A 25,451-nucleotide genomic window follows, 5' to 3' on the forward strand; every position below is an offset into this window, starting at 1 on the left:
AGCAATAGGAGCAACCCTTTATGCCCACCCCTGACGTGAGCCGCCTATCGAACACGCTAACCGATGGTGTGACCGTCTATCAACAAGTGGTCTATACCACGCAAGACTTGGCAAGCGGCTTTATTGAGCGTATTCCATATTTTGTAGCGGCGCTCATTGTGTTGGGGATTTTTTGGCTATTGTCGATTATTTTCAAAAAAGTCGTGCATAAAACCTTAGGCGCGCGCGTGCGTCATCAAAACTTGGTGAAAGTGTTTCAGCGGATAGGTGGGGCGCTTATTCTGTTTATTGGCTTTATGATCGCCATGGTTGTTGCTATTCCAGGATTTACACCAGCCAAATTAATCGGCGCGCTGGGTATTGGTTCGGTGGCGATTGGTTTTGCCTTCAAAGACATTTTTCAAAACTTATTATCTGGTATTTTGTTACTTATCTCAGAGCCGTTTCGTATTGGTGATCAGATTGTCTCAGGCGACTATGAAGGGACGGTGGAGGACATCAAAATCCGCGCCACCACCATCAAGACTTATGACGGTCGGCAAGTGGTCATTCCCAACTCAGACCTTTACACCTCGGCGTTGACGGTCAATACTGCCTATAAGCAGCGCCGCTTGCAGGTAGAGGTCGGTATCGGCTATGAGGATGATATTGAAGAAGCCAAAGCGGAGATCTTACGTGCGTTAGATAAGGCCGATAGCGTCTCGACGAAAGCGCAGCCTAGCGTGATTGCCACTGGATTTGGCGGCTCGTCTATCGATCTGACGGTACGCTGGTTTATCGAAGAGGGCACTCAGGCCAATAAAGTCGCTTCCATTCATCAAGTCATCGTCGAGATCAAGACAGCACTGGATGCGGCAGGGGTCAATATTCCGTTCCCAATACGTACCATAGATTTAAGCGACCCGTCTGTCAGTGCTATTGTGGATAAAATGCAGGTGCAGCAAGCCCCTGCTACCGATCAGCAAGCGGCAAAGTAAGCCGATTGCTACTTTTATAGCAACCAAAAAACCTATAGCAAACAAGAAACCGCCAAATCAGCAGATAAGGCGGTTTTTTATGTCAGGTAGTTTTGACGGATGTTGCGCTGGACTTAGTCGTTTTTGACTCTAAAGTCAGTGTGGCAAGATTTGCAGCTTTGGCCCACTTGACCAAACGCTGGCATGACATCATCTATGCTAGTAGCGGTTTGGGCGGCAGCATTTAGCTCAGCTGTCGCTTGTTGGAATTTTTCTGCTTCTGCGCGAAAGCCGTCGGCATTTGACCATACCGCTTCAGTTGCGTTACCTGCGGCTTCTTGGTTTTCAAAATGGCTCCAAGGCGTGGCGGCATCTTCTGCCAAAAACGCAGCCTGCTCTTTAAAGATCTCTGCATCAAAGGTGTCAGGGGCTTCGGCCATATCGCCCATGATGCCCATCGCGTCCCCCCAGCTTTTCATGCTGTCTTGACGTGCTTTGACATCAGGGTCCACAGAGGTGCTACAAGCAGTTAGGCCTAGAGCAGCAGACATCAAAGCGATGCCAAAGATAGATTTTATTGGGGTTTTGCGGTGAAGGGATAGCATATGCAAACTTCCTTATTTAATGGCTATTAAGTTAGGCGCATTATCTCATGCTTTGCCTAAATAGTGGCTGTTGTTAAAGGGTGATTCTCAACTAAAAAGTAGTACAAATTAAAAGTATGATAAAAGCACCTTTATTTTTTTATACTTATTGCCCTAAATATATAGGGTGCAGCGAGGAGTTGTGTAGAGTATTTGTGTAATTGATCCGTTATAAAGGCTCTGTAACGATAAAGGTCAGCTATAAAAGCTGACCTAAAATTGAGTCTTCACGTATAGCGGACTATATTGCTGATTACCATATCCACTGTCAATAGCATCGTGCTATAAACTGTACCATAAGTAGTGTATAAAACACTTGTCGGTAAAAGTAGCGTTCATTGTATCGTCAAAAGCTATAAAGTCAACCAATCGCGCGGCTTCAAATAATAATCAGTCAGTTCAAACTCAGCCGTGCCGGGGCTTGGCTCAAAACGATAGTGCCAGCTGGCAAGCGGCGGCATACTGACTAAGATAGACTCGATGCGGCCATTACTTTGTAGCCCAAAGAGAGTGCCGCGATCATAGACGAGGTTGTACTCGACATAGCGGCCGCGCCGATATAGCTGAAACTGACGCTGCTCGTCGGTATAAGGGGCGGCTTTACGCTGCTCAAAAATAGGCAAAATACCATCAAGATAGCCGTTGCCTACTGCTTTCATAAAGTCAAAACACGTCTCAAAGTCCCAGCCGCGGCTCTCGGTATTGACATCGTCATAAAACAACCCGCCAATGCCGCGCTGCTCATTGCGATGACGCAGATGAAAATACTCATCGCACCACTGTTTGAAGTCAGGATAAACGCTGTCGCCAAACGGCGCGCACAAATCATGGCAGACCTGATGCCAGTGGACGCAGTCCGCTAGTACAGGATAAAACGGTGTCAAATCAAATCCGCCGCCAAACCACCAAATCGGCGCTTCGCCTTCTGCTTCGGCGACGAATAAGCGCACGTTGGCATGGCTGGTCGGGACGTTTGGGTTTTTGGGATGGACGACGAGGGACACGCCCATGGCTTGTGCTTTGCGCCCTGCGATATTGGGGTGGCGTGCGGTCGCCGACGCGGGCAGGTTGTGCACGTGAATGTGGCTAAACATCACGCCGGCTTTTTCGATCACCTCACCGTCCGCTAAGACACAAGAGCGGCCGCCGCCGCCTTCTGGGCGCTGCCAATCATCAGGGACAAAGGTGGCATTACCGCCGCCGTCACGCTCTTGTGCTTCGAGCGCTTGGCAAATACGTGCTTGCAAATCGACCAAAAACGCGCGGACGCGAGCGATGTCGTTATCGTTTGGTATGGCAGGGTTTGCCGCATCTGCTTGTGCCTGAGCGACGTTTTTGTCTATGACGTTTTGGTCTATATTGGTATTAGCTATATCTGGAATACTCATAACATATCTATTTATTTAGGTGTATGGCAGTATTAAAGTCTTTGTCGAGCAAATGCCCCATGCGGTCGCGTTTGGTGGCGAGGTAATCCGCATTCATATCGTTGACACCCACCAGCAAAGGCACGCGCTCCACCACATTGACACCGTGTTCGGTCAAATAGGCGACTTTATCTGGGTTGTTGGTGATGAGCCGTACCGCATCGACGCCGACATGGGCGAGCATGGGGCTACACATATCATAAATGCGCGCATCAGCAGGTAAGCCTAACATTAAATTGGCATCTAGCGTATCATGGCCCTGGTCTTGTAGGGCATAGGCGCGGATTTTGTTGGTCAGGCCAATACCGCGGCCCTCTTGGCGCAAGTACAAAATAGCGCCGCAGCCTGCCTCTTGGATGGCTTGCATGGCGGTATTGAGCTGCGGACCACAGTCACATTTTAGTGAGCTAAAGGCATCGCCAGTAAGGCATTCAGAATGGATACGTACCAAGGGCACCGGCGGCTCTGAGGCTGCATGCGCTGTGCCCGGCACGCGGGTGTTGTCTGCCGTCTCATCAGCCGCTACTTGCTCACACGCAGCCAGACCAACGGTCAGCATCACATGCTCTTGGCCGTCGTCGTTTTCAAAAACATGAATATCAAACTCGCCATGACGAGTCGGTAGTTTGGCACTGGTAATAAATTGATATGACATTACTGTCCTGCATAAGCCGGTGGTGGTGGCAGTAGGGTCTGTAAAAACGCGATCACCTGCTCATGACGATAGCATGGTTTTGCGCTTTATGGTAAAAACACACAAAGTTCACAGACGGCGCACGATGATTAAAGCGACAATTAAAAAAAAATGCTATTATGCCATACTATTTTGACGGATACAGTGACAAGTCTTTACCCTTACATTACTATGTCGTCACGAACATTCGGTATTGATGTCTGATAATAAGGCATAATACTCATCCCAAGCCGCGCCGCGCTATATATTATGCTCGCGTGCTTGCTGTGAGACGCCGCATGATGGATTTTATGCCGGTGTTACATAAATAACTATATGGCTTGTTACATCAATAATGATGTAGATATTATTGACGTCGCTTGGCTATCTTTTTTTATACCCTAAAGCACGTTTTGTCAGCAGATTGGTAGGTATCGTACGGTTTATGCAGCAGTCACCTTATTCCCCACAGTCTCAGTCCGTATCTGCGTCAGCCACTACGTCTGCGGTTCAGCTGCCCAGTCTGCAGCAGACTTATACGGCGATCCCATGTGTGCGCCCGCAGACGCCGCTGCTCGATAGTATCGATACGCCTGCTGATTTAAATGCCTTTAGTAGCGCTCAGCTGATTGCGTTAGCCGATGAGCTGCGCCTTTTTTTGTTGTATTCGGCCGGTCAAAGTGGCGGACACTTTGGTGCCAACCTAGGCGTGGTCGAGCTGACCATTGTCCTGCATTACTTGCTAGATGCGCCGCACGATCAAATCGTTTGGGATGTGGGGCACCAAGCCTACGCTCATAAAGTGCTGACGGGTCGCCGCGATCAGCTGGGCAGTATCCGTGCAAAAGATGGGTTGACGGCGTTCCCTGAGCGCGCCGAGTCTGTGTACGATACCTTTGGTGTTGGTCATTCATCGACCTCCATCTCAGCGGGTCTCGGCATGAGTCTGGCGCTGCGGTATCAGGGGCTGCCGCAGACGGTCGCTTGTATCATCGGCGATGGGGCGATGACAGGCGGCATGGCGTTTGAAGCCATGAACGATGCGGTGCAGCAAGATGCCGATTTGTTGGTGATTTTAAATGACAATGACATGTCGATATCTTGCTCGATTGGTGGGTTTTCGCGGCATTTGGCCATGCTATGGGAGTCGGGGTATCAAGTAGATATCTCTGATACCGGCCAGCCTATCGTCTGCCAGCGCCCTGACATGCAGGGGTTTGATCGGCGCAAACGCCACAAAGAGATGCGCGATGTGCCGCAGCTCGAGGACAATTTATTCAAAGCCATTGGCTTTACCTACTTTGGCCCCTTTGATGGCCACAATATACCTGAGCTACTGCGCGTCTTGTCATTAGCAAAACAAGTCAAAGGCCCCGTGCTGGTACATGTCTATACCACGAAAGGCAAAGGCTTTGCACCTGCAGAGCTAGACCCAGTTGGCTATCATGCCATTAGTAAGCTAGCAGATGAGCAGCCGCATGATACGCCGCCTGCTGCTAAAAAATCGCAGCCTGCGCTAAAGTACTCGCAAGTATTTGGCCAGTTTTTGTGTGACAAAGCGCATGAAGATGACAAATTGCTCGCCATTACGCCAGCGATGGAAGAAGGATCAGGCATGACCGACTTTGCCCGTCAGTTCCCAGAGCGGTTTTTTGATGTGGCGATTGCTGAGCAGCATGCCGTCACATTGGCTGCTGGTATGGCAACGCAAGGCGTCAAACCCATTGTGGCGATATACTCGACGTTTTTGCAGCGCGGCTACGATCAGCTGATTCATGATGTGGCTTTGCAAGATCTTGATGTCACGTTTGCCATCGATCGCGCAGGATTGGTGGGCGAGGACGGCGCGACCCATGCGGGGGTGTTTGATTTTGCTTTTTTACGCTGCGTACCCAACATGCTAATCGCTGCGCCAAAAGATGAAAACGAGTGCTACCATTTATTAAATACTTGCTATGAGTATCAAGGCTGTACGGCTGTTCGTTATCCGCGCGGCGTCGGTACAGGTGCTGCCATCGAGCGCCCCGCGCAGACCTATGACATCGGCAAGGCGATGATTGAGTCGGTAGTAGGACAAGATGATGCCCCTCTCAAGCTGGCGCTACTGGCGTTTGGTAGCATGGTCGCCGCTGCTGATTTGGCCGCCCAAGATATCGCTCAGCAGTTGCACTGTCAGGTACATGTGGTCAATATGCGCTGGGTGAAGCCACTAGATACCGTATTGTTAGAAGAGATACTGGCAAACGGCATCACCCATATCGCCACCCTAGAGGAGCACATGCTGATGGGCGGTGCGGGCAGTGCAGTCAATGAATACTTGCTCAATGAGTCGGCGGCCTTTAAGCATCATCGACCAGCCATTTGCAATATCGGTATTCCGGATCGTTTTATCGCGCATGGCGCACCCGCAGAGCAAATGGCCGACTGCGGTCTGGATGTTGCAGGTGTGGTCAGTCAGCTCAAGCAACTGCTAAAATAAAACCCTATCATTCATAAAAAATTGCTAAAATAGCAGAGTAAAAAATAAAGCTTATAGGTTTTTTGCTTAAACCTCGCCTACTTGCCGTAGGTGTGAATTATTTGACAACTTGGGCGGTGCAACGACTAGCAATCATCTATTTGGTTTGCTTGGCGGCTAGGGTTTTTGTTAGGTTGATAGGACTTAGTTTTAAGTCGGCTTTATTTTTTTGTACATTTTATCAGTGTTATCTCTTAAGTAGTATTCATTCATCAAGCAAATAGGTTATCTATGGAACCCATGGTCGTCATCGCAGCACGTGCTGCTGAAAAAGTCGGTAAAGAGATTTTATACGCGCATCAAAACCGTCACAAAATCGAGCTAGATATCGAGTCAAAAGGGCTTGATGGACTGGTCACCCGTATTGATCGTTTTAGTGAAGAGCTGACGATTGAGACACTAAAAGCCAGCTACCCAAACCATTCGTTTTTGGGTGAAGAGTTTGGTATGCAAGAAGGCCGCGGCGAAGATGCCGACTGGTGCTGGATTATCGATCCACTAGACGGCACCAAAAACTTCGTCCATGGTGTGCCGCAGTTTTGTGTCTCTATTGCCGTGCAGTATAAAGGTGTGACCGAGCACGGCGTGATTTATGATCCTGTGCGTGACGAGATGTTTTCTGCCAGCCGCGGCAAAGGCGCGCGTCTCAACCAACGCCGTATCAATGTCAGTGAGCGTAAAGTCATCGACGGTGGGTTATTTACCACCGGTCATCCGCTTGAGCGCAAACGCAATGGCGAAGTCATCTCTTATGCCAAGCAGCACTTTGAAAGCCTACAAAAAATCTCTGAGGCGGGCGGACAAGTTCGCCGTTTAGGCTCAGCTGCGCTGGATCTGTGCTATGTGGCGGCAGGTCGTTTTGATGGTTATTTTGAGATGTCTATCAAGCCGTGGGATATTGCTGCCGGTGAGCTGATTGTCACCGAAGCACGCGGCGTGGTCGTCGATCATACTGGCGCGCACAACTCGATGACATCAGGCTCTATCTTTGCTTGTAACGTCAAGCTGCTCAAGCCATTGATGCAAGTGGTGGTACCGACTTGGGGCGATGTGTTTTAAGCCGCCGTCAACGATCAAATCTTAAAAGCTGGTACCATTATGGTGCCAGCTTTTTTATGAGCTTAGGGTTTTGGTCATCACGCTTGTCCTTGACCGTGATGCCTTGAAACTCAAGCTCTTTGCTGGTCGCCTCTAGCAAATCCAGCTCTTCTTCGATCAGTATCAGCATATCTTGTATATGCGGTAGCGCCTTACTACAGGCAGTGATGCCAAACTCAATTCTATCGAGATAGCTGGCGAGCGTGATGTTCATCGCTTGACCATTAAAGACGATAGAGGCAGGGTATAGCGACTGTAGCTTTGCGCCATTCCAGTATAAGGGTTTGGTTGAGCCGGGTACATTGGAGATAATCAGGTTAAAGGCTTGTTTTTTGGGGAATAAGCCCGTCGCCAGATTGATGCCTTCCCACGCATACGCAATCACGCTGTAATTGATCACTTGGGCTTGATTCATACGGCGAAAACGGCGTTTGCCGTTATTCATGCTGCGGTGGATAAGCTCGATGCGGCGTAGTGGGTCATCAAGGTGCGTGCCGAGGTTTGCTAGGACAAACGATAGCTGATTACCTGAGACGCTATTATCAGTACGTAGCGACATCGGGACAAAAGCGATCAATGGCTTGCTGGGTAGGGCATCCATGGCGAGCAAATAACGACGAATGGCCCCTGAACAGACGGCAAGTACCACATCGTTTTTGCTGACTTTTAGGCGGGCGGCGATATCGTTAAAGCGTTCGATATCATAAGACTGCGCAGCGATACGACGAGAGGCGGAGATACGTTTGTTTAAGATACTCATCGGTGCATCAAAGGTGCCGACATAGCCTTCGTCGCCATGGTTTTTGAGGTTGTCCAGCAGCTCAGTAAACACCGGTTTGATGGTAGAGATTTGCTCTTTGATAATGCGCCGCACGGAGCGCTCTTTGGGCAGTATGGCGTTGACTTGGTTGCGGTGGCGCGCCATCAGTGACCACACAGGCAGGGTGACAGGCTCGGTGGCGGACTGCGATAGGGATTTTTGTACCAAACGCATGGCTGCAATACCATCGACCAATGAGTGATGGATTTTAAAATACAGCGCAAATCGCTCAGCACCGCCCTCAGTTTCGGGCTGGATGCCTTCTATCACGTGGCATTCCCATAGCGGCATGGCGCGATCTAGCAGCCGTCCGTGCTCCCTTGACACATACATCAGCAACTCGCGAATCCGCGCAGGGTTTGGCAGCGCGACATGATGGAGATGATGCTCCACATCGAAGTTTTTGTCTTTTTTCCAAAAGATCAGATGCTCTAGCACTTGGTTAAAAGGAAAGCTTGGCGGCACATCGGACTCTTGCATTTGTTTTACCAGCTGATAGACAAAATCGCTATCCGCCGCTTTTGGTAATTCAAATAAAAACAAGCCGCCAACGTGCATGGGCTGTTTACGCGACTCAAGAAGTAAAAATAATTGATCGACTGCGGTGAGAAGTCGCATAATAAATCCTTTTATGATGTTGGAAAAAAAACCTGTGATGGTGGCGTCATATCTGGCGCCACACGATCAGGTGTCCGCTGAGCTACTAGCAAAAGCGCTTACTGAAAAAAGTAGCCTGTCTGCGGTGAGCTGGCGGCTGCCATTTTGCGCATCGGCATACGGCCCGCCAAAAACGCCTCACGCCCAGCCCAGATAGCGTGCTTCATGGCTTGTGCCATCAAGACTGGGTTTTGCGCATTGGCAATGGCAGAGTTCATCAAGACCCCATCGCAGCCAAGCTCCATGGCAATCGCTGCATCCGAGGCGGTGCCGACGCCTGCATCGACCAAGACGGGTACGTTGGCGTTTTCGATGATTAGGCTGAGGGTATGGCGATTGAGCAGGCCAAGTCCAGAGCCAATCAAGCTACCGAGCGGCATAATCGCCACGCAGCCCATGCTCTCAAGCTCTTGGGCGACGATAGGATCATCAGACGTATATACCATCACCTCAAACCCATCGTCTATCAAGACTTTGGCCGCTTTTAACGTTTCCATGACGTTAGGGTAGAGGGTTTTTTCATCGCCCAACACCTCAAGCTTGACCAGATTGTGCCCGCCGAGCAGCTCGCGAGCAAGCTTACAGGTACGAACCGCCGTTTCGGCATCAAAACAACCAGCAGTATTTGGCAAAATAGTATATTTGTCTGGAGAGATGACGTCGAGCAAATTGGGCTCATCGTTATTTTGCCCAATATTGGTACGGCGAATGGCGACGGTGACAATCTCTGCCTCCGACGCGCCGATGGCCTCACCTGTCTGCGCCATGTCTTTATATTTCCCCGTCCCGACCAATAACCGAGAAGAAAAGGTACGACTACCGACGTTAAAGGTGTCTGATAGTAGCGGCGTGGGAGTGGGGTGGGCGTTTTCTGACATAACTCAAATCCTAATAACGGGCGGCAAGATGACCTAATAAATAGGCATCAAATATGAAAGGGTGTGTCTTAGTGCAAACGTGCACCGCTTATCAGACAAGAAGTCTCAAACTGATAATAGCGCACTATCGACAAAATAAAAATCCTCTGTGGGCTTGGGGCGTTAGATGGCGCAATTGGCACCAAGCGTTAGGGACGCGTGTCTTGCATATAAACTCATACGCATCTGACACAAAATGCTATTATACCAAACTCATGCAGGTTTACAGTCAGTCTTTTTGGACTAAGGCGGTGCGGCGCTGAGCCGCGCTATGCTAAGCTGCGCTATCGCGCTATGCTATGCTATATAGTCAAGAGCGCTATGCCATTTTAGAGAGAGTCGATTTACCCATACCTCTGCTGTCATCATATGCTGCTCATACCGCAGTTATTCTTAGTTATCAGGTCGTTTTTATGATGCAATTGCCTTATAGTTTTGCCAAACGCCATCAGGTTTTGGTCATCCTTGCGATAGACCCTGAGCTGCCGGCGACGCTGGTACTGACCAAGGCCACACCGCTATCGGCGATTAATGAAGCGGTGCGGTTTTTGCAGCAGCAGGGCGTGCGCGGCGTGCCAACCTATGACAGTGTCAGCGCCGATGAGTTTGAAAAACGCCTAAACGCCGCTTATGCAGGCAATACGGGCGAGTCACAGCACATTGCTGCAGGACTTGAAGACCATCCGGATCTCGATAGCTTGGCAGATAGCGTGCCTGAGACAGAAGACTTGATGGATCAGCAAGACGACGCCCCCATCATCCGCCTGATCAATGCGCTACTGTCCGAGGCTATCCGTCTCAATGCGTCTGATATTCATATCGAAACCTTTGAAAAACGCTTGGTCGTGCGTTTTCGCGTCGATGGCGAGCTAAAAGAAATCATTAGCCCAAAACGTCAGTTAGCGCCGCTCTTGGTCTCGCGTATCAAGGTGATGGCCAAACTCGATATCGCCGAAAAACGCGTGCCACAGGATGGCCGTATCAGCTTGCGTCTAGCAGGGCGTGAGGTCGATGTGCGGGTGTCGACGCTGCCCTCTAGTTTTGGCGAGCGGGTGGTGATGCGACTGCTCGATAAGCAAGCAGGCCGCTTAAACATGACCTATCTGGGTTTGTCTGACAGCGACTATATTGAGCTTAAGCGCCTTATCCATCGCCCGCACGGTATCATCTTGGTGACTGGGCCGACGGGGTCTGGTAAGACCACTACTTTATACTCGGCATTGACTGACCTAAATGATCAGACTCGCAATATCTTGACCGCTGAGGACCCGATAGAGTTTCAGCTCGATGGCATCGGCCAGACGCAGGTGAATAATAAAGTCGATATGACCTTTGCCAAGAGTCTGCGCGCGATGTTACGACAAGATCCAGACGTGGTGATGGTCGGTGAGATTCGCGATTTAGAAACCGCAGAAATTGCTGTACAGGCATCGCTTACCGGACATTTGGTATTATCAACGCTACATACCAACACCGCTATAGGGGCCGTCACCCGCTTACAAGACATGGGGGTTGAGCCATTTTTATTATCGTCATCACTGATAGGGGTCGTCGCCCAGCGTTTGGTGCGCACCTTGTGCCCGCACTGTCATGGCTGGCAAGCTGCAGATAGTGAGCAGGCCAAGCTATTTACTGAGATTGACCTGACATCGGGGCCATCAGGCGCACAAGCGACAGACACCTTTATCAAACTCCCCAAACCCGTCGGCTGCGACAAATGTAACCAGACAGGCTTTAAAGGTCGTACTGCCATATATGAGGTGGTGCCCATCGATGATACGCTGCGCCGTATGATTCATAGCAACACCGCTGAGTATGAGCTAGAAGCCTACGCTCGCCAAAAAACATCGTCGATTCGCGCTGATGGACTGCACAAAGTGATAGCAGGTCGGACGACGTTAGAGGAAGTGCTGCGCGTGACCAAAGAAAGCGCGCTAAATGATGAACCGCTTTTAAATTGATAGAGAGTTTATGAGGATGCCTAGCATATAAACGGCAAAAAAATAACTGACTATCAAAGCCAGTTATTTGGTCGTGCTCTATTGGTAATGACTGGTATGCAGTGGCACATTGATAGTGAATACCGCAATAGTGAACACCGCGATTATTTGACAGCGATACATTCAACCTCGACGCTTGCGCCCGCCGCCAGCTCTGAGACGCCAAAGGCTGAGCGCACCGGATAAGGCTTGGCCATCGTGGCTTTGTAGACGTCATTAAAGTCAGCAAAGTCATCCATGTCGGTCAGCATCGCCATGCATTTGACCACATCTGACTTTTGGTAGCCATACTTTAGGAGCGTGGCGTGAATGTTGTCTAGCGCTTGCTTGGTTTCGGCTTTGACACCGCCTTTGACCAGCTTGCCGTCTTTAAAGCCGATCTGGCCTGACATATATAGTGTATCGCCGACCCGCACCGCTTCAGAAAAAGGATAGCTGCCACCTTCTCCCAAAAATACAGGGCCGGATTTGCTAAGTGTGGCATGTTGGCTGGTATTTGCTGGAGCGGCCGTGGCTGTCATGCTAAGTCCCAACGCGCAGGCGCTGGCCAGTAGTACCTTAGATAAAGGGGCTGTCAATGTATGGATAAGTTTGGACATCATTGTCTCCTTGTTGTTGGTTTTTTGATTTGATCACGCAATCTATGTGCTTTTGGCCATATCTGTAGTGGCGGCAGACAAGTCTTGCGCAGAGGGTGTATCGTTTAGTTGTGAAGCGGGTTGAGCGTCATTGGTCTGGTCGTCAAGCGCACCTGCCAATGCTGCGTCATCACCTGCTGCTGTTTGCGCATTCGCTTTGCCTTGACGTCTGGCTTCTAGCTCTGACTTGGGTATCCAAGCCCATGTCATCTCGACTACGATAGGGTCGCGCTCGCTATCAGACTCGCGATCATGAATGACGCAAGGGATGACCATCTCGCCTTTTGGGGTATTGAGGATGGTTAAGCGCTGCTCATCCGACAAGGTAGCGATAGCGGCGATCTGACCTTTTTTGATGGGGCGATAAAAATCTACCGAGTAAGATTTAATCAGCAGGATACGGTCAGAGGGCAGGTTTAGACCCAAAATAAACCCCGTGGCTGTTTCGGCCAGTAGGGTGATGGCAACGGCGTGGATAGAGCCGATATGGTTTTGCACGGCTTTGGTGTTGTTTAAGCTGACCGCCACTTGGTTTGGCTCAACCGTCTCATAGTAGACGCCCGTGGTGCCGACATAGGGCACCACTTTACCAAAAGCCTTGGATAAAATACTGGAGCGGGCGCTGGCCGGTAAGTATTTGGTCACTGACAATAGCTTGGTGAATTGGTTACTGACGGGCTTGAGCGTGCTGTTTGGTGGTTCGACTGGCGATCTTGTGCTGTCAGTTACTTTGGCTGGCAATTTATTGGTCAGCTTGGTAGGGAGTTTTTTTAATAATCCTGACATACAAAAATCCTTTATATAGTATATAGATAGGTTGAAGGTGACATTGCGTATGATGAAACCTCATCAATAACGACGAAGCGCCTATTGGCTGCCAAGTCGTCACCACTACTATGGTACATTAACCGCGTTCTGCCTACTATTATTAGCATGAACTGCTGCGCTTACAAAATGATAGTAAGGTAACGAGCAGACCGCCCTAACGTCGCCATTTTCCTTGTTATAATCAGCCCGCCTATTGCTTGTTTCATGTTTATACACTTTTGCTCTGCTGGATAATGTTATGTCTGATGTCTTGCTCACTCAACCAAACCGCTCTCATCAACCAGTTAATATCATCTACACGGGCGTCGCTGGTACTGGTAAGACTTATCGATTGCTACAAATCGCCCAGCAATACACCGACGATCTGCCCACCGCAGATGATGAGGCGCTATTGGCCCAGCTGTTACAGAAATTGAGCTGGCGCGAGGTGCTGTGCTTGATATTTTTGCAGATGCGCAAGTCGCAGCAGGACTTACTAAAAGTACCAGAGATTGTCGCCCATCCTTTTTTTGTGGCAAAGGCGGCCAAAAATGCCCGCGACAAAAACTTAAGCAGCACCGCTTGGTTGGCGCTGCGTCGCCACAGTCCTGCTGACTCGCGGACGGTCAGCTGTGATAACCGCGCTAGTCAAGCGTATTTTGATAAGGATGAGAGCGGTGCGTGGTATTTGCTACCTGATAGCATCGACTTGCTAGAGGGTTTATCACAGCAGCTAGCCGAATTTGAGCAAGCGCAGCACGACAATAGCGCGCACCAGCAAGCCTTTAGCCAGCAGCGCTTTAGTATGGTGAGCTTTCACCAAGCCTACGGCTATGAAGAGTTTGTCGAAGGGATTCGCCCCGTTATGACATTTGCCAATACCGCCACCAATGCCGAAGGCCGACAGATGCAGTATGGCATTCAAGATGGTGCGTTTTTGTTGTTGTGTCAGCGCGCCGCTCGCGACCCCAAACAGCGCTATGCTATGCTGATCGATGAGATCAACCGTGCCAACGTATCACGGGTCTTTGGTGAGCTGCTAAGCTTAATTGAGCCAGATAAACGCACTGGCATGGCCAATGCGATGACGGTAAAGCTGGCGTATTCTGGCCGTACTTTTAGTATTCCGGCCAATGTCGATATTTATGCCACCATGAACACGCAAGATCATTCTTTAGCCCCGCTAGATATGGCGCTGCGCCGGCGCTTTCGATTTGTCGATTGTCCGCCACAGCCTGAGCTGCTACCAAGTATCGAGACAGGCCACAGCGCAGACAGTGCTGAGCCTGCTGTCACGATAGCGCTCGGCAAACTACTCAGTGGCCTCAATCAGCGCATCACGCAAACGCTCGGCAGCGAAGCGCAGTTGGGCCATGCGTTTTTATGGGCGATAGAGAGTCTGGAGCACTTACAACGCGCACTGGCCGAGCAAATCATTCCACAATTAGCGCAAGCTGCAGGTGGGCAAGTGGCGGTGCTACAATATATCTTTCAAGATGATGAGCAGCCGCTAGCGATGCAGTTTATACAAGACAGCCAAGCGCTGCTGGCAGGTAGCCGGCCTACACAGACGGCGACTCAAAATGACAGCGCCGCTGGCTATTTGGGCCATGATTCGTTTTTTGGTCAGCCGCACTCGGCTCTAGGGGCAGGGGGCTATAGGATAAATGCAGATCTTATAGCAGGCGCAGGCGCGTTTGCGCAGGCGGCTATCTATCAGCGGTTATACTGATGACTGTGCTCCATAACGATAGCAACCTTTATACCGCTGGTAATCCTGAGCTGCGGCGGCCAGCTGGTTCTCAGACAGGCATTATGACAGTGTTTGAGCATCAGCGGCTGACCGCGCGCGACTTTGCGTACGTGACTGATTTTGAGTGGCTACTGGCGCAAGAGTTTGCGGTATTTGGCATCAAGCGCAAGCGGGGCCAGTGGCAGCTTCAGGTGGGTCACTATATCGGTATTGTGCACCTGCCAAGTGGCATGGTGCTTGAGATATTACCCAAACGGATGGCAGCGACAAATATACCGCCTCAGCGTCAGTCGCCATCAGAGCAGCAAAGCGCTATCAGCCGCACTCGGCTTTGGGTACAGAGGATGCTGGCAGATTTGATCGCCAGCAACGACTCATCACCGCAGACACTGCCAAATAGCAAACACCTTAGGCAGTTTGGTCGCCACGCTGCACCCTTACCGATCAACGCTTTGCCATTGTCAGATTGGCTTATTCAGCAGTTTTTGCAAGGACTGACGCAGCACTCACCCACCAAGCACTATCAAACGCAAATCGATAACCAAACCTCATTGCAAGGTCGCCTCGTGATAAAAGAGCAACTGCAGCGCAACCTGCTGCAGCCTCATAAATTCGTGTGTGAGCGCAGTGTGCTCAGCCAAGAGATGCTAGCCAATCGGCTGATCAAAAGTGCTTTAGAGCAACTTGGCCCATTACTACAGACCTCCGTGCGTTTTCGTCGCATCGGCGCTCAGTTGTCGACGACATGGCAGCGGGTCTCTGCGCTACATGCTCATGAGCTGACGCAGTTGGTGACGGTCTATCAGCAAGCCAAACGCCAGCTTGCTATGCAGCCACTGCGCGTGGCCGCCGTGCAAGGTGCGCAGCAGCTATTAGAGATGGCGTATTGGCTACTGCGCCAGTCGAGTGTCGCTGGGGCAACTGGTATCGCGCCACCTGTAACAACACAGCGGCCACCATCACTACGTTTGTGCCTGCTGCTAGATATGAACCAAGCCTTTGAGCAGTGGGCCAGCTTACGTATCGCCGCGCTGTTTCGGCGCGTCAGTACGAGATATCAGCCGCTGTTTCAGGCGCAGCGGGTATGGTTAAATGACGAGGAGGGGCGAGCTTGTTTGTCTATCCGCCCTGATTTATTGATTTATCAAACGCCGCCTGACAATGATAATGACAATGACAACTCAACTCATACGCATCACAAGGCAAAGACGGTCACTAACACGGCACGCTGTTATAGTCATGTAATCGATATCAAATGGAAAGCGCTAGCAAATGCTGCTGCTATCAGCCCCAGCGATGCTTATCAATTGGCCAGCTATGCGCAGGCTTATCAAGCGCCGCAGGCTTGGCTGGTGTATCCTGTACAAGATGACACGCGGCAACCGACGAGGCTTCACCAGCTGCCTATCACAGAAGCGCTCGCCAGCAAGGTGCCAGATCATGCCACGCTATGGCTAATACCCTTTAACGTTAACACAGGCACGATAAATAAGGGCAGTGACTTGTTTCCTTGAGAAAATGTAGTATAATGCCCCTGTCGATGAGTAGGTATTATCGATATTAAGGGATATTAAGGCGTTGATTGTGGCCTTTTTTATAAAAACAGGCGTTTTTGTGGTAATTTAATAATTCTTTTAAATTTATCAAAAATAGGTGTTGACACAATCGGCTTTACCCCTTAATATGTGCACCTCGATAGCGATGAACATTAACAAGTTGGCGGCCTTGCCAATGACAAGTTACTTGACAAAACTATCGTAAAAATAGAAATATCGGAGTGTGGCGCAGTTTGGTAGCGCATCTGGTTTGGGACCAGAGGGTCGTAGGTTCGAATCCTATCACTCCGACCATCTATTTATTTAAGAGCCTTACAGGCTTTTTTTTATGTATAATGATTGAGTTTATACTACAATAGTATTGTAATCTTAATTAGATATATAAAAAGCCCTTAAGAGCGCCTGTAGCTCAGTTGGATAGAGCACCTGCCTTCTAAGTAGGTGGTCGCAGGTTCGAATCCTGCCAGGCGCGCCATTTAGCCTGCATATCTTGCCTTCCTTGGCCATATTATGGCGGTTGTAGCTCAGTTGGTAGAGCCCCGGGTTGTGATCTCGGTTGTCGTGGGTTCGAGTCCCATCAGTCGCCCCAATTTTTCTTTTTCTCTCTTTATCTGTCAGTAGCCGCTTTGGTTCTATTGCTGCACCTTTTTTCTGTTTCTTTATCAGACTTCCCTGTCGTTACTCTTTATATTTATCCTTTGATGCTCATAAATAATGACACTGGTTTTGGCCGGCATTTTTTTGTGCCTGCGTGTTTATACCGCGATCTGATGCTCGACGCTCATATTTGTCATTCTATCGTTTGATTTAAGTGCCATTTGCCAAACACATAGTGCGGGCAGTATTGGCGCGCCTCGAGTTTGGTCTATGTGTCTAACGTATGTATATTTTTAACCAGAGTCCACGAGCGGATATTTGACTTGTGTCATCTCTATGAGATAGTTTATTTTGCTAGGTTTGGACACTGCTCATAATCACTGAGGAACGACAGATGGACGCTCTAAGCGTATTGCTACAAAATGTGCATTTGTTTGAAACCAAATACTATCGGCTAAATTGCATCGGTAATTGGTCTTATTCATTGACGAGAAAAGACACTATTTTATTTTACTTGGTGATGTCTGGCAGTTTTTGTATCGATGTTGGCAATGATCGACGAGAGGTACATGCAGGCGATATTATCATGATTCCCAATAGCCATCAGCACACAAGCTATGCGCTAGCGTATGATGGTGATGCCGCCCAGCCGCTAGATGAGATGCTCAATAGCTGCAAAGCGCAGACGCTAGATGTCAAAGGTGAGGGCGAGTCTAATTCGTCTCTGATTTTGATTGAGTGTAAGTATGACAAAGAGATGATACGGCCGTTATTGTCTGTCCTGCCATCGATTTTGCCCGAAATCAATGAAGAATCTGATGGCAGGTTTGAGGTCATTGATGTGGAGATTAAGCTGCTGACCTTGGAGGCTGAGCGCGAGCGTATGGGTAAGACCGCAGTCATCAATCACTGGGCGAGTATCATGATGATTGAGTGTTTGCGCGTCTATATCGAAAGCCTGCCTGAAGCCACTGAGAATTGGCTAAAGGCCATGAAAGATCCGTTTTTGACCAAAGCCTTGGCCGCCATGCATGAAGCCCCAAGTAAAAGCTGGACGATACATAAGCTGGCAGAGGTCGCAGGGATGTCGCGCTCAAGCTTTGCGCAGCGCTTTAAAGACACAGTCGGTATGCCGCCGCTAACGTATCTGATTGATTATCGCTTGCGCCTGGCAGCGCGCTACTTGCGGTTGCAACAAAACAGCATCAGCCGTATCAGTGAGCTGGTCGGCTATGCGTCGGATTCGACCTTTAGCCAAGCGTTCAAGCGCGTTTACGGCGTCTCGCCCAAAGCCTATCGCCAGCAGTATCACGGTTAGCGCATGACGTGATGCCGCGTTTATCTGGCTAGGTATTTTGTTTAGTCTAGGTATTTTAAGCCGCGTGCGGCGGTGGGTATTTTGCTGATGGACGGCTGACAATACGTCGATGTTCAGGTACTATGGAATATTGAGTCATCTGGCCGCCAGCGCTTGTGACAAGCGTGCTATATTTCCTTATAAAGCAGGCATATAGTCAGATCTAGATGATGTTTCATTTTGCTGCAGATGGTATGTTATGACTGAACCAACCGCAAAGCCAAACGCCCAAGCCGGTAGCCAATCCGTTATCGAAGCCAATGGCAACAAACCAAGTAATGCGCCTCACGACACCGTCAGTGATGCGCAATATCCCATGACAGACGCTCAGGAGGATGACAGCGCTGTGGTCTTTGATAAAGCGGCACTGTTGGCCTTGTTTACGGTTGATAGCGCTGTGGACACGGCGCATACCGTCACGTCACAGGTGCAAACTGATGCTTCTACCGATGAGGACAGCGTTGCCGCCCAGCGTCTGGCCTTGTACCGTGCTCAGCATGAGCGTACAAGGCTCTTGTATATGGCTCCTGCCAATACCCGTCCGACTTATTTGGTACAAACGCTCAAATCACAGTTTGTAGAATACCAACAATATTTGCTGGCGCAGCAGCTTGATAAACGCGGGCTGATGGATACCGATGGGCTTGAGCGCCTTTGGCAGCAGCTACATGTGGTCGACGACATCATCGCTGATATCGTCCGCCACATGCCCGCGCAGCAGCCAGCAGGGTGGCAGCTGACCACTCAAGATGGCCGTAACCCGTTGTGCTTTGCCACGATCGGCAAGCTCAAAAGCACCAAGCCTATCTTTGATCAAGGCAGCCTCAATAGCTATGTGCTTGGGCACTTTGGGGTGAGTAGTTTTACTTACGATAGAGGCTATTATATCGGCCATGTAGTCGGCTATTTATTTAGTTGTTATTTTTGCGCGCATCTGTCCATTAGCTATAGCGTCACGGCGCTTGCGCCCGAGGTGGTGGCGGATTATGACTACGCCAGTTTAGAGACACCGCATATGGTGCGGCTGCTACAAGGGCTAGACGGCTATTGCAAAAAACGCATTTATCAATTGGCCGTCATCTGTGCACGGCTGAGCGTGTTTGCCAGTGACAAACGCATCGAGAGAATGCTGATCGCTGAGGTCAATGACTTTGATAAAAAGCTCCAACAGCAGCATTTAGATGTCTTGCTCCTCCAAGGGCTGATGCCGGATAGCAACGACTCCACGCCGCTGTTTTAGGCGACAAAGCCATACCCTAAGGTTTTGAGCGCTGTTTTATCATTCACTCTATTTGATCTTCTTAGGATATCTGCTGCTATGCCAGCCTATCATTTTAAAGCGCTTGATGAGCGCGGCAGTATGCAAAAAGGCCTGCTCGAGGGCGATTCGGCGCGGCAGATACGCCAGCAACTGCGTGATAAGCAGTGGACGCCCGTGGAAGTCAGTGCCGTCAATGACAGACAAGCTAAGCATAAAAACCGCTATAAAAAGCCCTCCGCTTATGAGCTGGCGCTCTTAACCCGTCAGCTGTCTGTCTTGCTGGCAGCGGGTATTCCGTTAGAGGAAACGCTTGCCGCCGTCGCCAAACAATCGCCAAAGACGCATATTAAATCTCTCATGCTTGCCGTGCGTTCTCATGTGTTAGAAGGCTTGAGTCTTGCGCGCGCACTGCAGCAAGCCGCCAGTTTTCCACCACTATATATCGCGACCATTGCCGCAGGAGAAAAGTCAGGTCATTTGGATTTGATCCTCAACCAATTGGCAGATTACACCGAAAACCGTTTTGCTTTACAAAAGAAAATCCAAGGCGCAATGGTCTATCCGATTGTGCTGATGGTGATGGCGGTCGGAGTAATCATGGGCTTGATGAGTTTTGTGGTGCCAAAAATCGTCAAGGTCTTTGAGCAATCAGAGCAGGCGCTACCGCTGATTACCCAAATCGTACTCACACTGTCCAATTTTATCACTCAGTGGTGGTGGCTGATGCTGTTGGTATTGGCTGCGCTGGCATTTTTGTGTTATCGCTTTGCCCAAACGCAAGCGGGCAAGCTGGCCATTGACATTCTGGTACTCAAGCTACCGATAATGGCGCGCTTGTCTAAGGGACTCAATGCTGCGCGCTTTGCCAGTACTTTGGCGATATTGGTGCGCTCAGGGGTGCCGCTGATTGAAGCCCTACATATCGGTGCGGCGGTGACGACCAACTTACATATCAAACAAACCATTGTGAGTGCAGCCGATCGAGTCACAGAAGGCGCTAGCCTCTCTACGCAGTTAGAAAAATCCTCCTATTTTCCGCCGATGATGGTGCAGATGATCAAAAGCGGCGAAAACTCAGGCGAGCTGGAAAACATGCTCAGTCGAGCGGCCAATATGCAAGAGGCCGAAGCCACCAACTTTATCAGTACGTTACTGTCATTACTTGAGCCGTTGATGCTGGTGCTGATGGGCGTGGTGGTGATGATTATCGTCATGGCAGTGATGCTACCGATTGTCAATATGAATGATTTGGCCGGTTAGTAAACGCTTAAGCTTTATTAATTTCTCTGTAGCTGGCTCAAAATCCATTACCTCTATCTTGCTAAAGCTTCCGCTAACTTTCTTAAGCCTTGCTTAGTGTTGTAGATTGTTGACAACGGTACGTTTTTACTAGAGCGCAGCCGATCATAAGGCTTATAGTAAGTACCAGTTAAAAGCTTTGCTTATAAACTGCTTATAAAGGATAGCGGTCATCCAATATTTCACGGCGTGTATCCATAAAAGTCAATATTCATAACAATCCATTGCAGCGCTGGATAAAAATAAAAGCATGGTTTATAGTGATAAACGGTTGAGGGTTCATCAATCTGAAGCCAACCCATTAAAACGCTCTGAACAGCATATTCATTATTTATATCACCTGATACCAAAAGCGATGACAAAAGCGATGACTATAATTGACACGATGCAAGTAAATACCATGCCAAAAAACGCTAGAAATGATGATAAGTTGCAGGCAGAAAATATGAATAAAAATACGCCTACTGCGCTTAAAAGTCGTCCGTCAATGTCTCATAGCCAGTCTGGATTTACCCTTATTGAGATTATGGTGGTGATTGTTATTTTAGCGCTTATGGCATTTTTAGTAGTTCCTAACGTAGTAGGACAAAGTGATAAAGCGAGAAAAAAGACTACTCAGATAACTTTGTCTTCAATTTCTAATGTATTAGACCAGTATAGAGCTGATAACGGTCGCTATCCAACGACGGCACAAGGTTTAGAAGCGCTGACCACACCGCCTGCTGATGCCAAAAACTATCCTGAAGGTGGTTATATTAAAGGTAATTATCCGATTGATGGTTGGGAAAATGAGCTTCAATATGTGTCGCCAGGTAGTGAAGGTCGTCCTTATGACTTATTTTCACTAGGGGCGGATGGGCAGCAAGGCGGTGAAGGGCAAGATGCGGATATTTACGCGCAGCTATAGTCCACAATAGCAAGGCAAGCAATGTATCTCGGCGTAGAATAAGAATAAAGGCAGTCCAAAATGACGTCAATATGCCGATATTACCCATGCTACTGCTATAAATTTACCTGCGGACTGTTCTCCTAGAGGCTACGAAAAACTCATTCCAGTAGCACTGTAGCAGTTTTAGAAAGAAGCAGGCTCAAGCTTTGCAGTTTTTTATAATGATCAGATATCAACCAATAACAGCTTATTGGTTGATATTTTTTATTAGTGACACAAATTATGATTTTTGTTAACCACTCTTTGTTGAATGCGTTTTGCTATAAACTGTATCGGTATATGTATTAATATTATAATTATTTTTAATGTATGTTGCGCGGTATAAGCGGCTTGCTGCTTTGAGCATGATTTAATCTGCATTATCAAGTTTGACATCAGTTATTAAGAGGTATCATTTATGGGTATATCGACATCTACGACAAAATACCAGTCAGCGTGCATGCGTACGGCGGCCATCATTCTTGCTAGTAGCTCACTGATAGCAGCGGGAACCATAAGCGCTCAGGCAGCCAGCCTTAGCGGTTTGTTTAACAGCAGCAATAACGGGTCGTCAAAGTTTTTATCAGTTGAGCAAGCGTTTAGCGTGGATAGCAGCAGCAAGGCCACCAAAAAAGGTACACAGCTGTCGATTACGTTTGATATCACCCCTGAGCATTATGTTTATAAAAACCAGCTGAAACTGCGCTTCCCTAAAGGCATCAATGCCACGCCATTTACCTTTAACCAAAAGCCTGTGACCATTGATGATCCGACCTTTGGCAAGGTACCTGTATTTACTCAAAAAAGTGTCACCGCTACCACTACCTTAACCACTGCCAATGGCAAGGGCGCAAAAAACGTCCCTGTGGTTCTTCATTGGCAGGGCTGTGCTGAGGCAGGACTATGCTATCCACCAGAAAAGATGGCGACCAAAGTTGATATCGCAGTGCCACGCTAAGCCGTTGCTGACATTTTGTTCGATTCTGAGTAATAAATAGGTAGCCTTTCATGCCCGCACATATAGCAACACCGCCGCCGACCACGACTACCCGTGAAACCATGGCTCCTAAACAAGCCAAGCATGCGCCCTATTACAGTGTAAAAAACCGCCCCTATCTATCGGCACTTGTGCTAAGCGCCAGCGCTCTGCTAGCAGGGCTAAGCGCGCCGATGCCCGCGCACGCAGCAGGATTGAGCGATTTGTTTGGTGGTAGTAGTGACAGTCGTGCACAAAAAAATTTTTTATCCGTTGATGAAGCCTTTGATGTCAGCAGTAGCAGCAGCCCTGCCAAAGCTGGCACGCGCTTGTCGATCAATTTTGATATCACCCCTGAGCACTATGTGTATCAAAATCAGCTCAAGCTGACACTGCCTGATGAGGTAAAGGCCGCGCCGTTTACCTTTAATCAGCAGCCCGTTTCTATCGACGATCCGACCTTTGGCCGCGTGCCAGTGTTTGATCAGGCCAATGTAGTGGCTAGCACCACGCTGAGTACGACAGATGGCAAGCCTCTAGACAATGCCGCGATTACGATTGGCTGGCAGGGCTGTGCCAAAGCAGGATTATGCTATCCACCAGAGAAGATAAAAACCACAGTCAGTATCGCCGCTTTACCCTCCCAGAGCCGCGCCAATGATGCATCAGCGAATGGCCAAGACGCGACAGCTAAAAGCACTGCGGCCAATACTGATGCTAATACCGTAGATACTGACGCTCAAGATAAGGCGGCCATCAGTGAGCCGCTAACCACATCATCGGCTGCTGCGTCGCCAGAGAGTGCCAGCGGCCTTGCTGGTGAGCAGATGGATGATGAAGTCGTCGACTATGATTTGATAGACGATGTGTCATTGGAAGGTGAGATTGCCGGTGCAGCTGCGCCCATAGCAGACACCCAGCAGTCTTCTGATCGAGCCTCAAGTAGTAGTGAGACTGCCGCTATCGGCGCGATGGATAGCGACCCTTTTGGCCTAGCGTCTCATCCATGGCTGGCATTGGCTTTGCTGTTTTTAGCAGGTTTGGGCTTGGCATTGACGCCTTGCGTCCTGCCCATGCTACCCATTGTGGCCAATATCGTCGCCCGTGAAGACAATCCCACGGTCAAACGCGGTGTGCTTTTGACAGGCAGCTACGCCATTGGGGTAGCCACCGCTTATGGGATTTTAGGTGCAGTTATTGCGGTGTTTGGTGAGTCTTTGGGCATCATCGGTTGGCTACAAAACCCGATTATCTTAATCAGCTTTGCCATTGTGTTTGTACTTTTGGCGTTGTATATGCTGGGTGTTTTTAATATTCGTTTGCCCAATGCCATCAGTAGTAAGATGCAGCGCTTGAGTCAAGCAGGAGATAGCAAGCTTGGTAGTGCGGGCGGCAGCCTAATCGCTGGTTTTTTATCTGCGCTGGTGGTGTCGCCCTGTGTCTCAGCGCCGTTATTTGGCGCGCTGCTGGCGGTGTCTACCATTGGCAGTCCGCTGCTTGGGTTTGTCGCTTTATTTATGCTGGGTTTCGGTCTGTCCGCGCCGCTGATCCTAATCGGTGCCACTCAAGGCAAAATCATGCCAAAAGCTGGCGCGTGGATGAACTGGGTCAAGCAAGGTTTTGCGTTGCTGCTTTTTGCTGTGGCGCTGCTGCTGATTGAGCGCGTCTTTATCTCGCCTGTCATGCTGGTCGTATGGGCACTTTGGTTTATGGTGCTGGCGACATGGGCATGGAGCTGGCTTGGTAAAGGTCGTATCTTAACCCAAGCGCTGGGCTTAATCGCTGGGATTTGGGCGGCTTGTCTGATGGTGGGTGCCGCTTTGGGTAACGATGACAGTCTGCATCCGTTGGCCTCTTTAAGCGCCGCGCCTATGATGATGACATCTGCAAACGGCGTATCAGGTGCGAGCAATAGCACCAATGACGCGCACATCACCACCCTTGCTGAGCTAGATGCTATTTTGGCTGACAATCCGAAAGTCATTGTCGATCTGACAGCAGAGTGGTGTGTTGAGTGCCGTATTATGGACAAAAACTTATTTCACAATCGTCCTGCTCAGATGCAAGACTGGCTGCTGGTCAGACTCGATATCACAGAGACGACAGAGAACTCAAAAGCCATCTTAGCGCGTTATCAACTATTTGGACCGCCAGCATTGCTCTATTATCAAGACGGGCAGTTGGTCAATCAGCAAGTAGGGGAAATCGGGCGTTCGGTATTTGAGCGGACTTTAGAGGCGCTCAATCGCTAATTACCTACATGGATGAATAATGGCTGAAAGGGTGAATGTTTCACCTTCAAACTCCCGCCTGACATAACAGCTAATGCCGTGTATGTTGCCAATCAAAAGCCAAGCGCCTACTATGTTAGGCGCTTGGCTTTTTTGGTAAGGTGTCTTGGGATTGGCAGGGTGACCGACTAACTATTTGCTTTTATAGGTATTAAATGTCTTTGTCTGTTTATCTTGTTTGTTTATACAGGCATGGTGCTTGATATAATGGTAACCTCTATTGTCTCTTGCCAGTCAAAGTAAGCTCATACGGAGCTCTGTCTTTTTGTGTTTGTTAT

The 25,451-nt window shown here is 49.3% G+C and carries 19 protein-coding genes and 3 tRNA genes; 15 read left to right on the forward strand and 7 right to left on the reverse strand.

Going from position 1 to position 25,451, the window contains the following annotated elements:
* Positions 1-20 precede the first annotated feature (20 nt).
* On the forward strand, positions 21-977 hold the full coding sequence (locus ACNFVB_RS02465) for a mechanosensitive ion channel family protein (RefSeq protein WP_289000604.1): 957 nt from the start codon (positions 21-23) through the stop codon (positions 975-977).
* 113 nt (positions 978-1,090) lie between these two features.
* Here the strand turns inward: ACNFVB_RS02465 and ACNFVB_RS02470 are convergent, their stop codons facing one another.
* From ACNFVB_RS02470 to ribA, 3 genes are all read right to left on the reverse strand, one after another.
* A complete protein-coding gene (locus tag ACNFVB_RS02470) occupies positions 1,091-1,561 on the reverse strand; it encodes a c-type cytochrome (RefSeq protein WP_430737984.1) in 471 nt (156 codons plus the stop codon).
* A 392-nt stretch (positions 1,562-1,953) separates the two neighbouring features.
* Positions 1,954-2,988, reverse strand: a complete 1,035-nt coding sequence (hemF, locus tag ACNFVB_RS02475) for an oxygen-dependent coproporphyrinogen oxidase (RefSeq protein ID WP_430737985.1) — start codon at positions 2,986-2,988, stop codon at positions 1,954-1,956.
* Between the two features lie 7 nt (positions 2,989-2,995).
* Complete coding sequence (ribA, locus tag ACNFVB_RS02480; protein ID WP_430737986.1) at positions 2,996-3,682, reverse strand: GTP cyclohydrolase II; 687 nt, start codon at positions 3,680-3,682, stop codon at positions 2,996-2,998.
* Between the two features lie 463 nt (positions 3,683-4,145).
* On the opposite strand from ribA, the gene dxs reads away from it, so the two are divergent.
* Together dxs and ACNFVB_RS02490 are read left to right on the forward strand one after the other, a co-directional pair.
* The gene (gene dxs, locus ACNFVB_RS02485) at positions 4,146-6,179 is read left to right on the forward strand and encodes a 1-deoxy-D-xylulose-5-phosphate synthase (protein WP_430737987.1); all 2,034 of its coding nucleotides are present in this window, start codon (positions 4,146-4,148) and stop codon (positions 6,177-6,179) included.
* Between the two features lie 270 nt (positions 6,180-6,449).
* Entirely contained in the window at positions 6,450-7,277 is an 828-nt protein-coding gene (locus tag ACNFVB_RS02490) for an inositol monophosphatase family protein (protein ID WP_075101811.1), read from the forward strand.
* A 37-nt stretch (positions 7,278-7,314) separates the two neighbouring features.
* On the opposite strand, the gene ACNFVB_RS02495 is transcribed toward ACNFVB_RS02490, so the two are convergent.
* Both ACNFVB_RS02495 and ACNFVB_RS02500 read right to left on the reverse strand, forming a co-directional pair.
* Positions 7,315-8,754, reverse strand: a complete 1,440-nt coding sequence (locus tag ACNFVB_RS02495) for a WS/DGAT/MGAT family O-acyltransferase (RefSeq protein ID WP_430737988.1) — start codon at positions 8,752-8,754, stop codon at positions 7,315-7,317.
* A gap of 98 nt (positions 8,755-8,852) precedes the next feature.
* Entirely contained in the window at positions 8,853-9,671 is an 819-nt protein-coding gene (locus ACNFVB_RS02500) for a thiazole synthase (RefSeq protein ID WP_105244705.1), read from the reverse strand.
* A gap of 452 nt (positions 9,672-10,123) precedes the next feature.
* On the opposite strand from ACNFVB_RS02500, the gene gspE reads away from it, so the two are divergent.
* The gene (gene gspE, locus ACNFVB_RS02505; protein ID WP_288995449.1) at positions 10,124-11,671 is read left to right on the forward strand and encodes a type II secretion system ATPase GspE; all 1,548 of its coding nucleotides are present in this window, start codon (positions 10,124-10,126) and stop codon (positions 11,669-11,671) included.
* Positions 11,672-11,814: 143 nt separating this feature from the next.
* On the opposite strand, the gene ACNFVB_RS02510 is transcribed toward gspE, so the two are convergent.
* Both ACNFVB_RS02510 and ACNFVB_RS02515 read right to left on the reverse strand, forming a co-directional pair.
* Entirely contained in the window at positions 11,815-12,312 is a 498-nt protein-coding gene (locus ACNFVB_RS02510) for a RidA family protein (RefSeq protein WP_430737989.1), read from the reverse strand.
* A gap of 39 nt (positions 12,313-12,351) precedes the next feature.
* Positions 12,352-13,134 (reverse strand): DUF4442 domain-containing protein, encoded by a 783-nt coding sequence (locus tag ACNFVB_RS02515; RefSeq protein WP_430737990.1) that lies wholly within the window; start codon positions 13,132-13,134, stop codon positions 12,352-12,354.
* 280 nt (positions 13,135-13,414) lie between these two features.
* Between ACNFVB_RS02515 and ACNFVB_RS02520 the strand changes: the two genes are divergently transcribed.
* The 11 genes from ACNFVB_RS02520 (at position 13,415) to ACNFVB_RS02570 (ending at position 25,134) form a co-directional block, all read left to right on the forward strand.
* Entirely contained in the window at positions 13,415-14,887 is a 1,473-nt protein-coding gene (locus tag ACNFVB_RS02520; RefSeq protein ID WP_430737991.1) for an McrB family protein, read from the forward strand.
* Positions 14,887-16,422: an McrC family protein gene (locus tag ACNFVB_RS02525; protein WP_430737992.1), complete on the forward strand. Its 1,536-nt coding sequence runs from the start codon at positions 14,887-14,889 to the stop codon at positions 16,420-16,422. Before ACNFVB_RS02520 ends, ACNFVB_RS02525 begins: the two co-directional genes overlap by 1 nt.
* 259 nt (positions 16,423-16,681) lie before the next feature.
* Positions 16,682-16,758 (forward strand) — tRNA-Pro (locus ACNFVB_RS02530).
* Positions 16,759-16,862: 104 nt separating this feature from the next.
* Positions 16,863-16,939: transfer RNA gene (locus tag ACNFVB_RS02535), tRNA-Arg, on the forward strand.
* A 38-nt stretch (positions 16,940-16,977) separates the two neighbouring features.
* Positions 16,978-17,053 (forward strand) — tRNA-His (locus tag ACNFVB_RS02540).
* Positions 17,054-17,455: 402 nt separating this feature from the next.
* Positions 17,456-18,379, forward strand: coding sequence for an AraC family transcriptional regulator (locus ACNFVB_RS02545; RefSeq protein ID WP_430737993.1), 924 nt, complete (start codon positions 17,456-17,458; stop codon positions 18,377-18,379).
* 238 nt (positions 18,380-18,617) lie between these two features.
* Positions 18,618-19,658 (forward strand): hypothetical protein, encoded by a 1,041-nt coding sequence (locus tag ACNFVB_RS02550; protein ID WP_430737994.1) that lies wholly within the window; start codon positions 18,618-18,620, stop codon positions 19,656-19,658.
* A 78-nt stretch (positions 19,659-19,736) separates the two neighbouring features.
* On the forward strand, positions 19,737-20,939 hold the full coding sequence (gene gspF, locus ACNFVB_RS02555; protein WP_430737995.1) for a type II secretion system inner membrane protein GspF: 1,203 nt from the start codon (positions 19,737-19,739) through the stop codon (positions 20,937-20,939).
* A 484-nt stretch (positions 20,940-21,423) separates the two neighbouring features.
* Entirely contained in the window at positions 21,424-21,885 is a 462-nt protein-coding gene (gspG, locus tag ACNFVB_RS02560) for a type II secretion system major pseudopilin GspG (RefSeq protein WP_430738455.1), read from the forward strand.
* Between the two features lie 439 nt (positions 21,886-22,324).
* On the forward strand, positions 22,325-22,864 hold the full coding sequence (locus tag ACNFVB_RS02565) for a protein-disulfide reductase DsbD domain-containing protein (protein ID WP_430737996.1): 540 nt from the start codon (positions 22,325-22,327) through the stop codon (positions 22,862-22,864).
* A gap of 50 nt (positions 22,865-22,914) precedes the next feature.
* Positions 22,915-25,134: a protein-disulfide reductase DsbD domain-containing protein gene (locus ACNFVB_RS02570; RefSeq protein ID WP_430737997.1), complete on the forward strand. Its 2,220-nt coding sequence runs from the start codon at positions 22,915-22,917 to the stop codon at positions 25,132-25,134.
* The last annotated feature ends 317 nt before the right edge of the window (positions 25,135-25,451 follow it).

The organism is Psychrobacter sp. VH5 (assembly GCF_050572635.1).
In the GTDB taxonomy this organism is placed as follows: Bacteria; Pseudomonadota; Gammaproteobacteria; order Pseudomonadales; family Moraxellaceae; genus Psychrobacter; species Psychrobacter celer.

Excerpts from the sequence above, each read along its gene's own strand:
- ACNFVB_RS02465 (WP_289000604.1), top strand. The coding sequence starts at position 21 with ATGCCCACCCCTGACGTGAGCCGCCTATCGAACACGCTAACCGATGGT.
- ACNFVB_RS02470 (WP_430737984.1), bottom strand. The coding sequence starts at position 1,561 with ATGCTATCCCTTCACCGCAAAACCCCAATAAAATCTATCTTTGGCATC.
- hemF (WP_430737985.1), bottom strand. The coding sequence starts at position 2,988 with ATGAGTATTCCAGATATAGCTAATACCAATATAGACCAAAACGTCATA.
- ribA (WP_430737986.1), bottom strand. The coding sequence starts at position 3,682 with ATGTCATATCAATTTATTACCAGTGCCAAACTACCGACTCGTCATGGC.
- dxs (WP_430737987.1), top strand. The coding sequence starts at position 4,146 with ATGCAGCAGTCACCTTATTCCCCACAGTCTCAGTCCGTATCTGCGTCA.
- ACNFVB_RS02490 (WP_075101811.1), top strand. The coding sequence starts at position 6,450 with ATGGAACCCATGGTCGTCATCGCAGCACGTGCTGCTGAAAAAGTCGGT.
- ACNFVB_RS02495 (WP_430737988.1), bottom strand. The coding sequence starts at position 8,754 with ATGCGACTTCTCACCGCAGTCGATCAATTATTTTTACTTCTTGAGTCG.
- ACNFVB_RS02500 (WP_105244705.1), bottom strand. The coding sequence starts at position 9,671 with ATGTCAGAAAACGCCCACCCCACTCCCACGCCGCTACTATCAGACACC.
- gspE (WP_288995449.1), top strand. The coding sequence starts at position 10,124 with ATGATGCAATTGCCTTATAGTTTTGCCAAACGCCATCAGGTTTTGGTC.
- ACNFVB_RS02510 (WP_430737989.1), bottom strand. The coding sequence starts at position 12,312 with ATGATGTCCAAACTTATCCATACATTGACAGCCCCTTTATCTAAGGTA.
- ACNFVB_RS02515 (WP_430737990.1), bottom strand. The coding sequence starts at position 13,134 with ATGTCAGGATTATTAAAAAAACTCCCTACCAAGCTGACCAATAAATTG.
- ACNFVB_RS02520 (WP_430737991.1), top strand. The coding sequence starts at position 13,415 with ATGTCTGATGTCTTGCTCACTCAACCAAACCGCTCTCATCAACCAGTT.
- ACNFVB_RS02525 (WP_430737992.1), top strand. The coding sequence starts at position 14,887 with ATGACTGTGCTCCATAACGATAGCAACCTTTATACCGCTGGTAATCCT.
- ACNFVB_RS02545 (WP_430737993.1), top strand. The coding sequence starts at position 17,456 with ATGGACGCTCTAAGCGTATTGCTACAAAATGTGCATTTGTTTGAAACC.
- ACNFVB_RS02550 (WP_430737994.1), top strand. The coding sequence starts at position 18,618 with ATGACTGAACCAACCGCAAAGCCAAACGCCCAAGCCGGTAGCCAATCC.
- gspF (WP_430737995.1), top strand. The coding sequence starts at position 19,737 with ATGCCAGCCTATCATTTTAAAGCGCTTGATGAGCGCGGCAGTATGCAA.
- gspG (WP_430738455.1), top strand. The coding sequence starts at position 21,424 with ATGAATAAAAATACGCCTACTGCGCTTAAAAGTCGTCCGTCAATGTCT.
- ACNFVB_RS02565 (WP_430737996.1), top strand. The coding sequence starts at position 22,325 with ATGGGTATATCGACATCTACGACAAAATACCAGTCAGCGTGCATGCGT.
- ACNFVB_RS02570 (WP_430737997.1), top strand. The coding sequence starts at position 22,915 with ATGCCCGCACATATAGCAACACCGCCGCCGACCACGACTACCCGTGAA.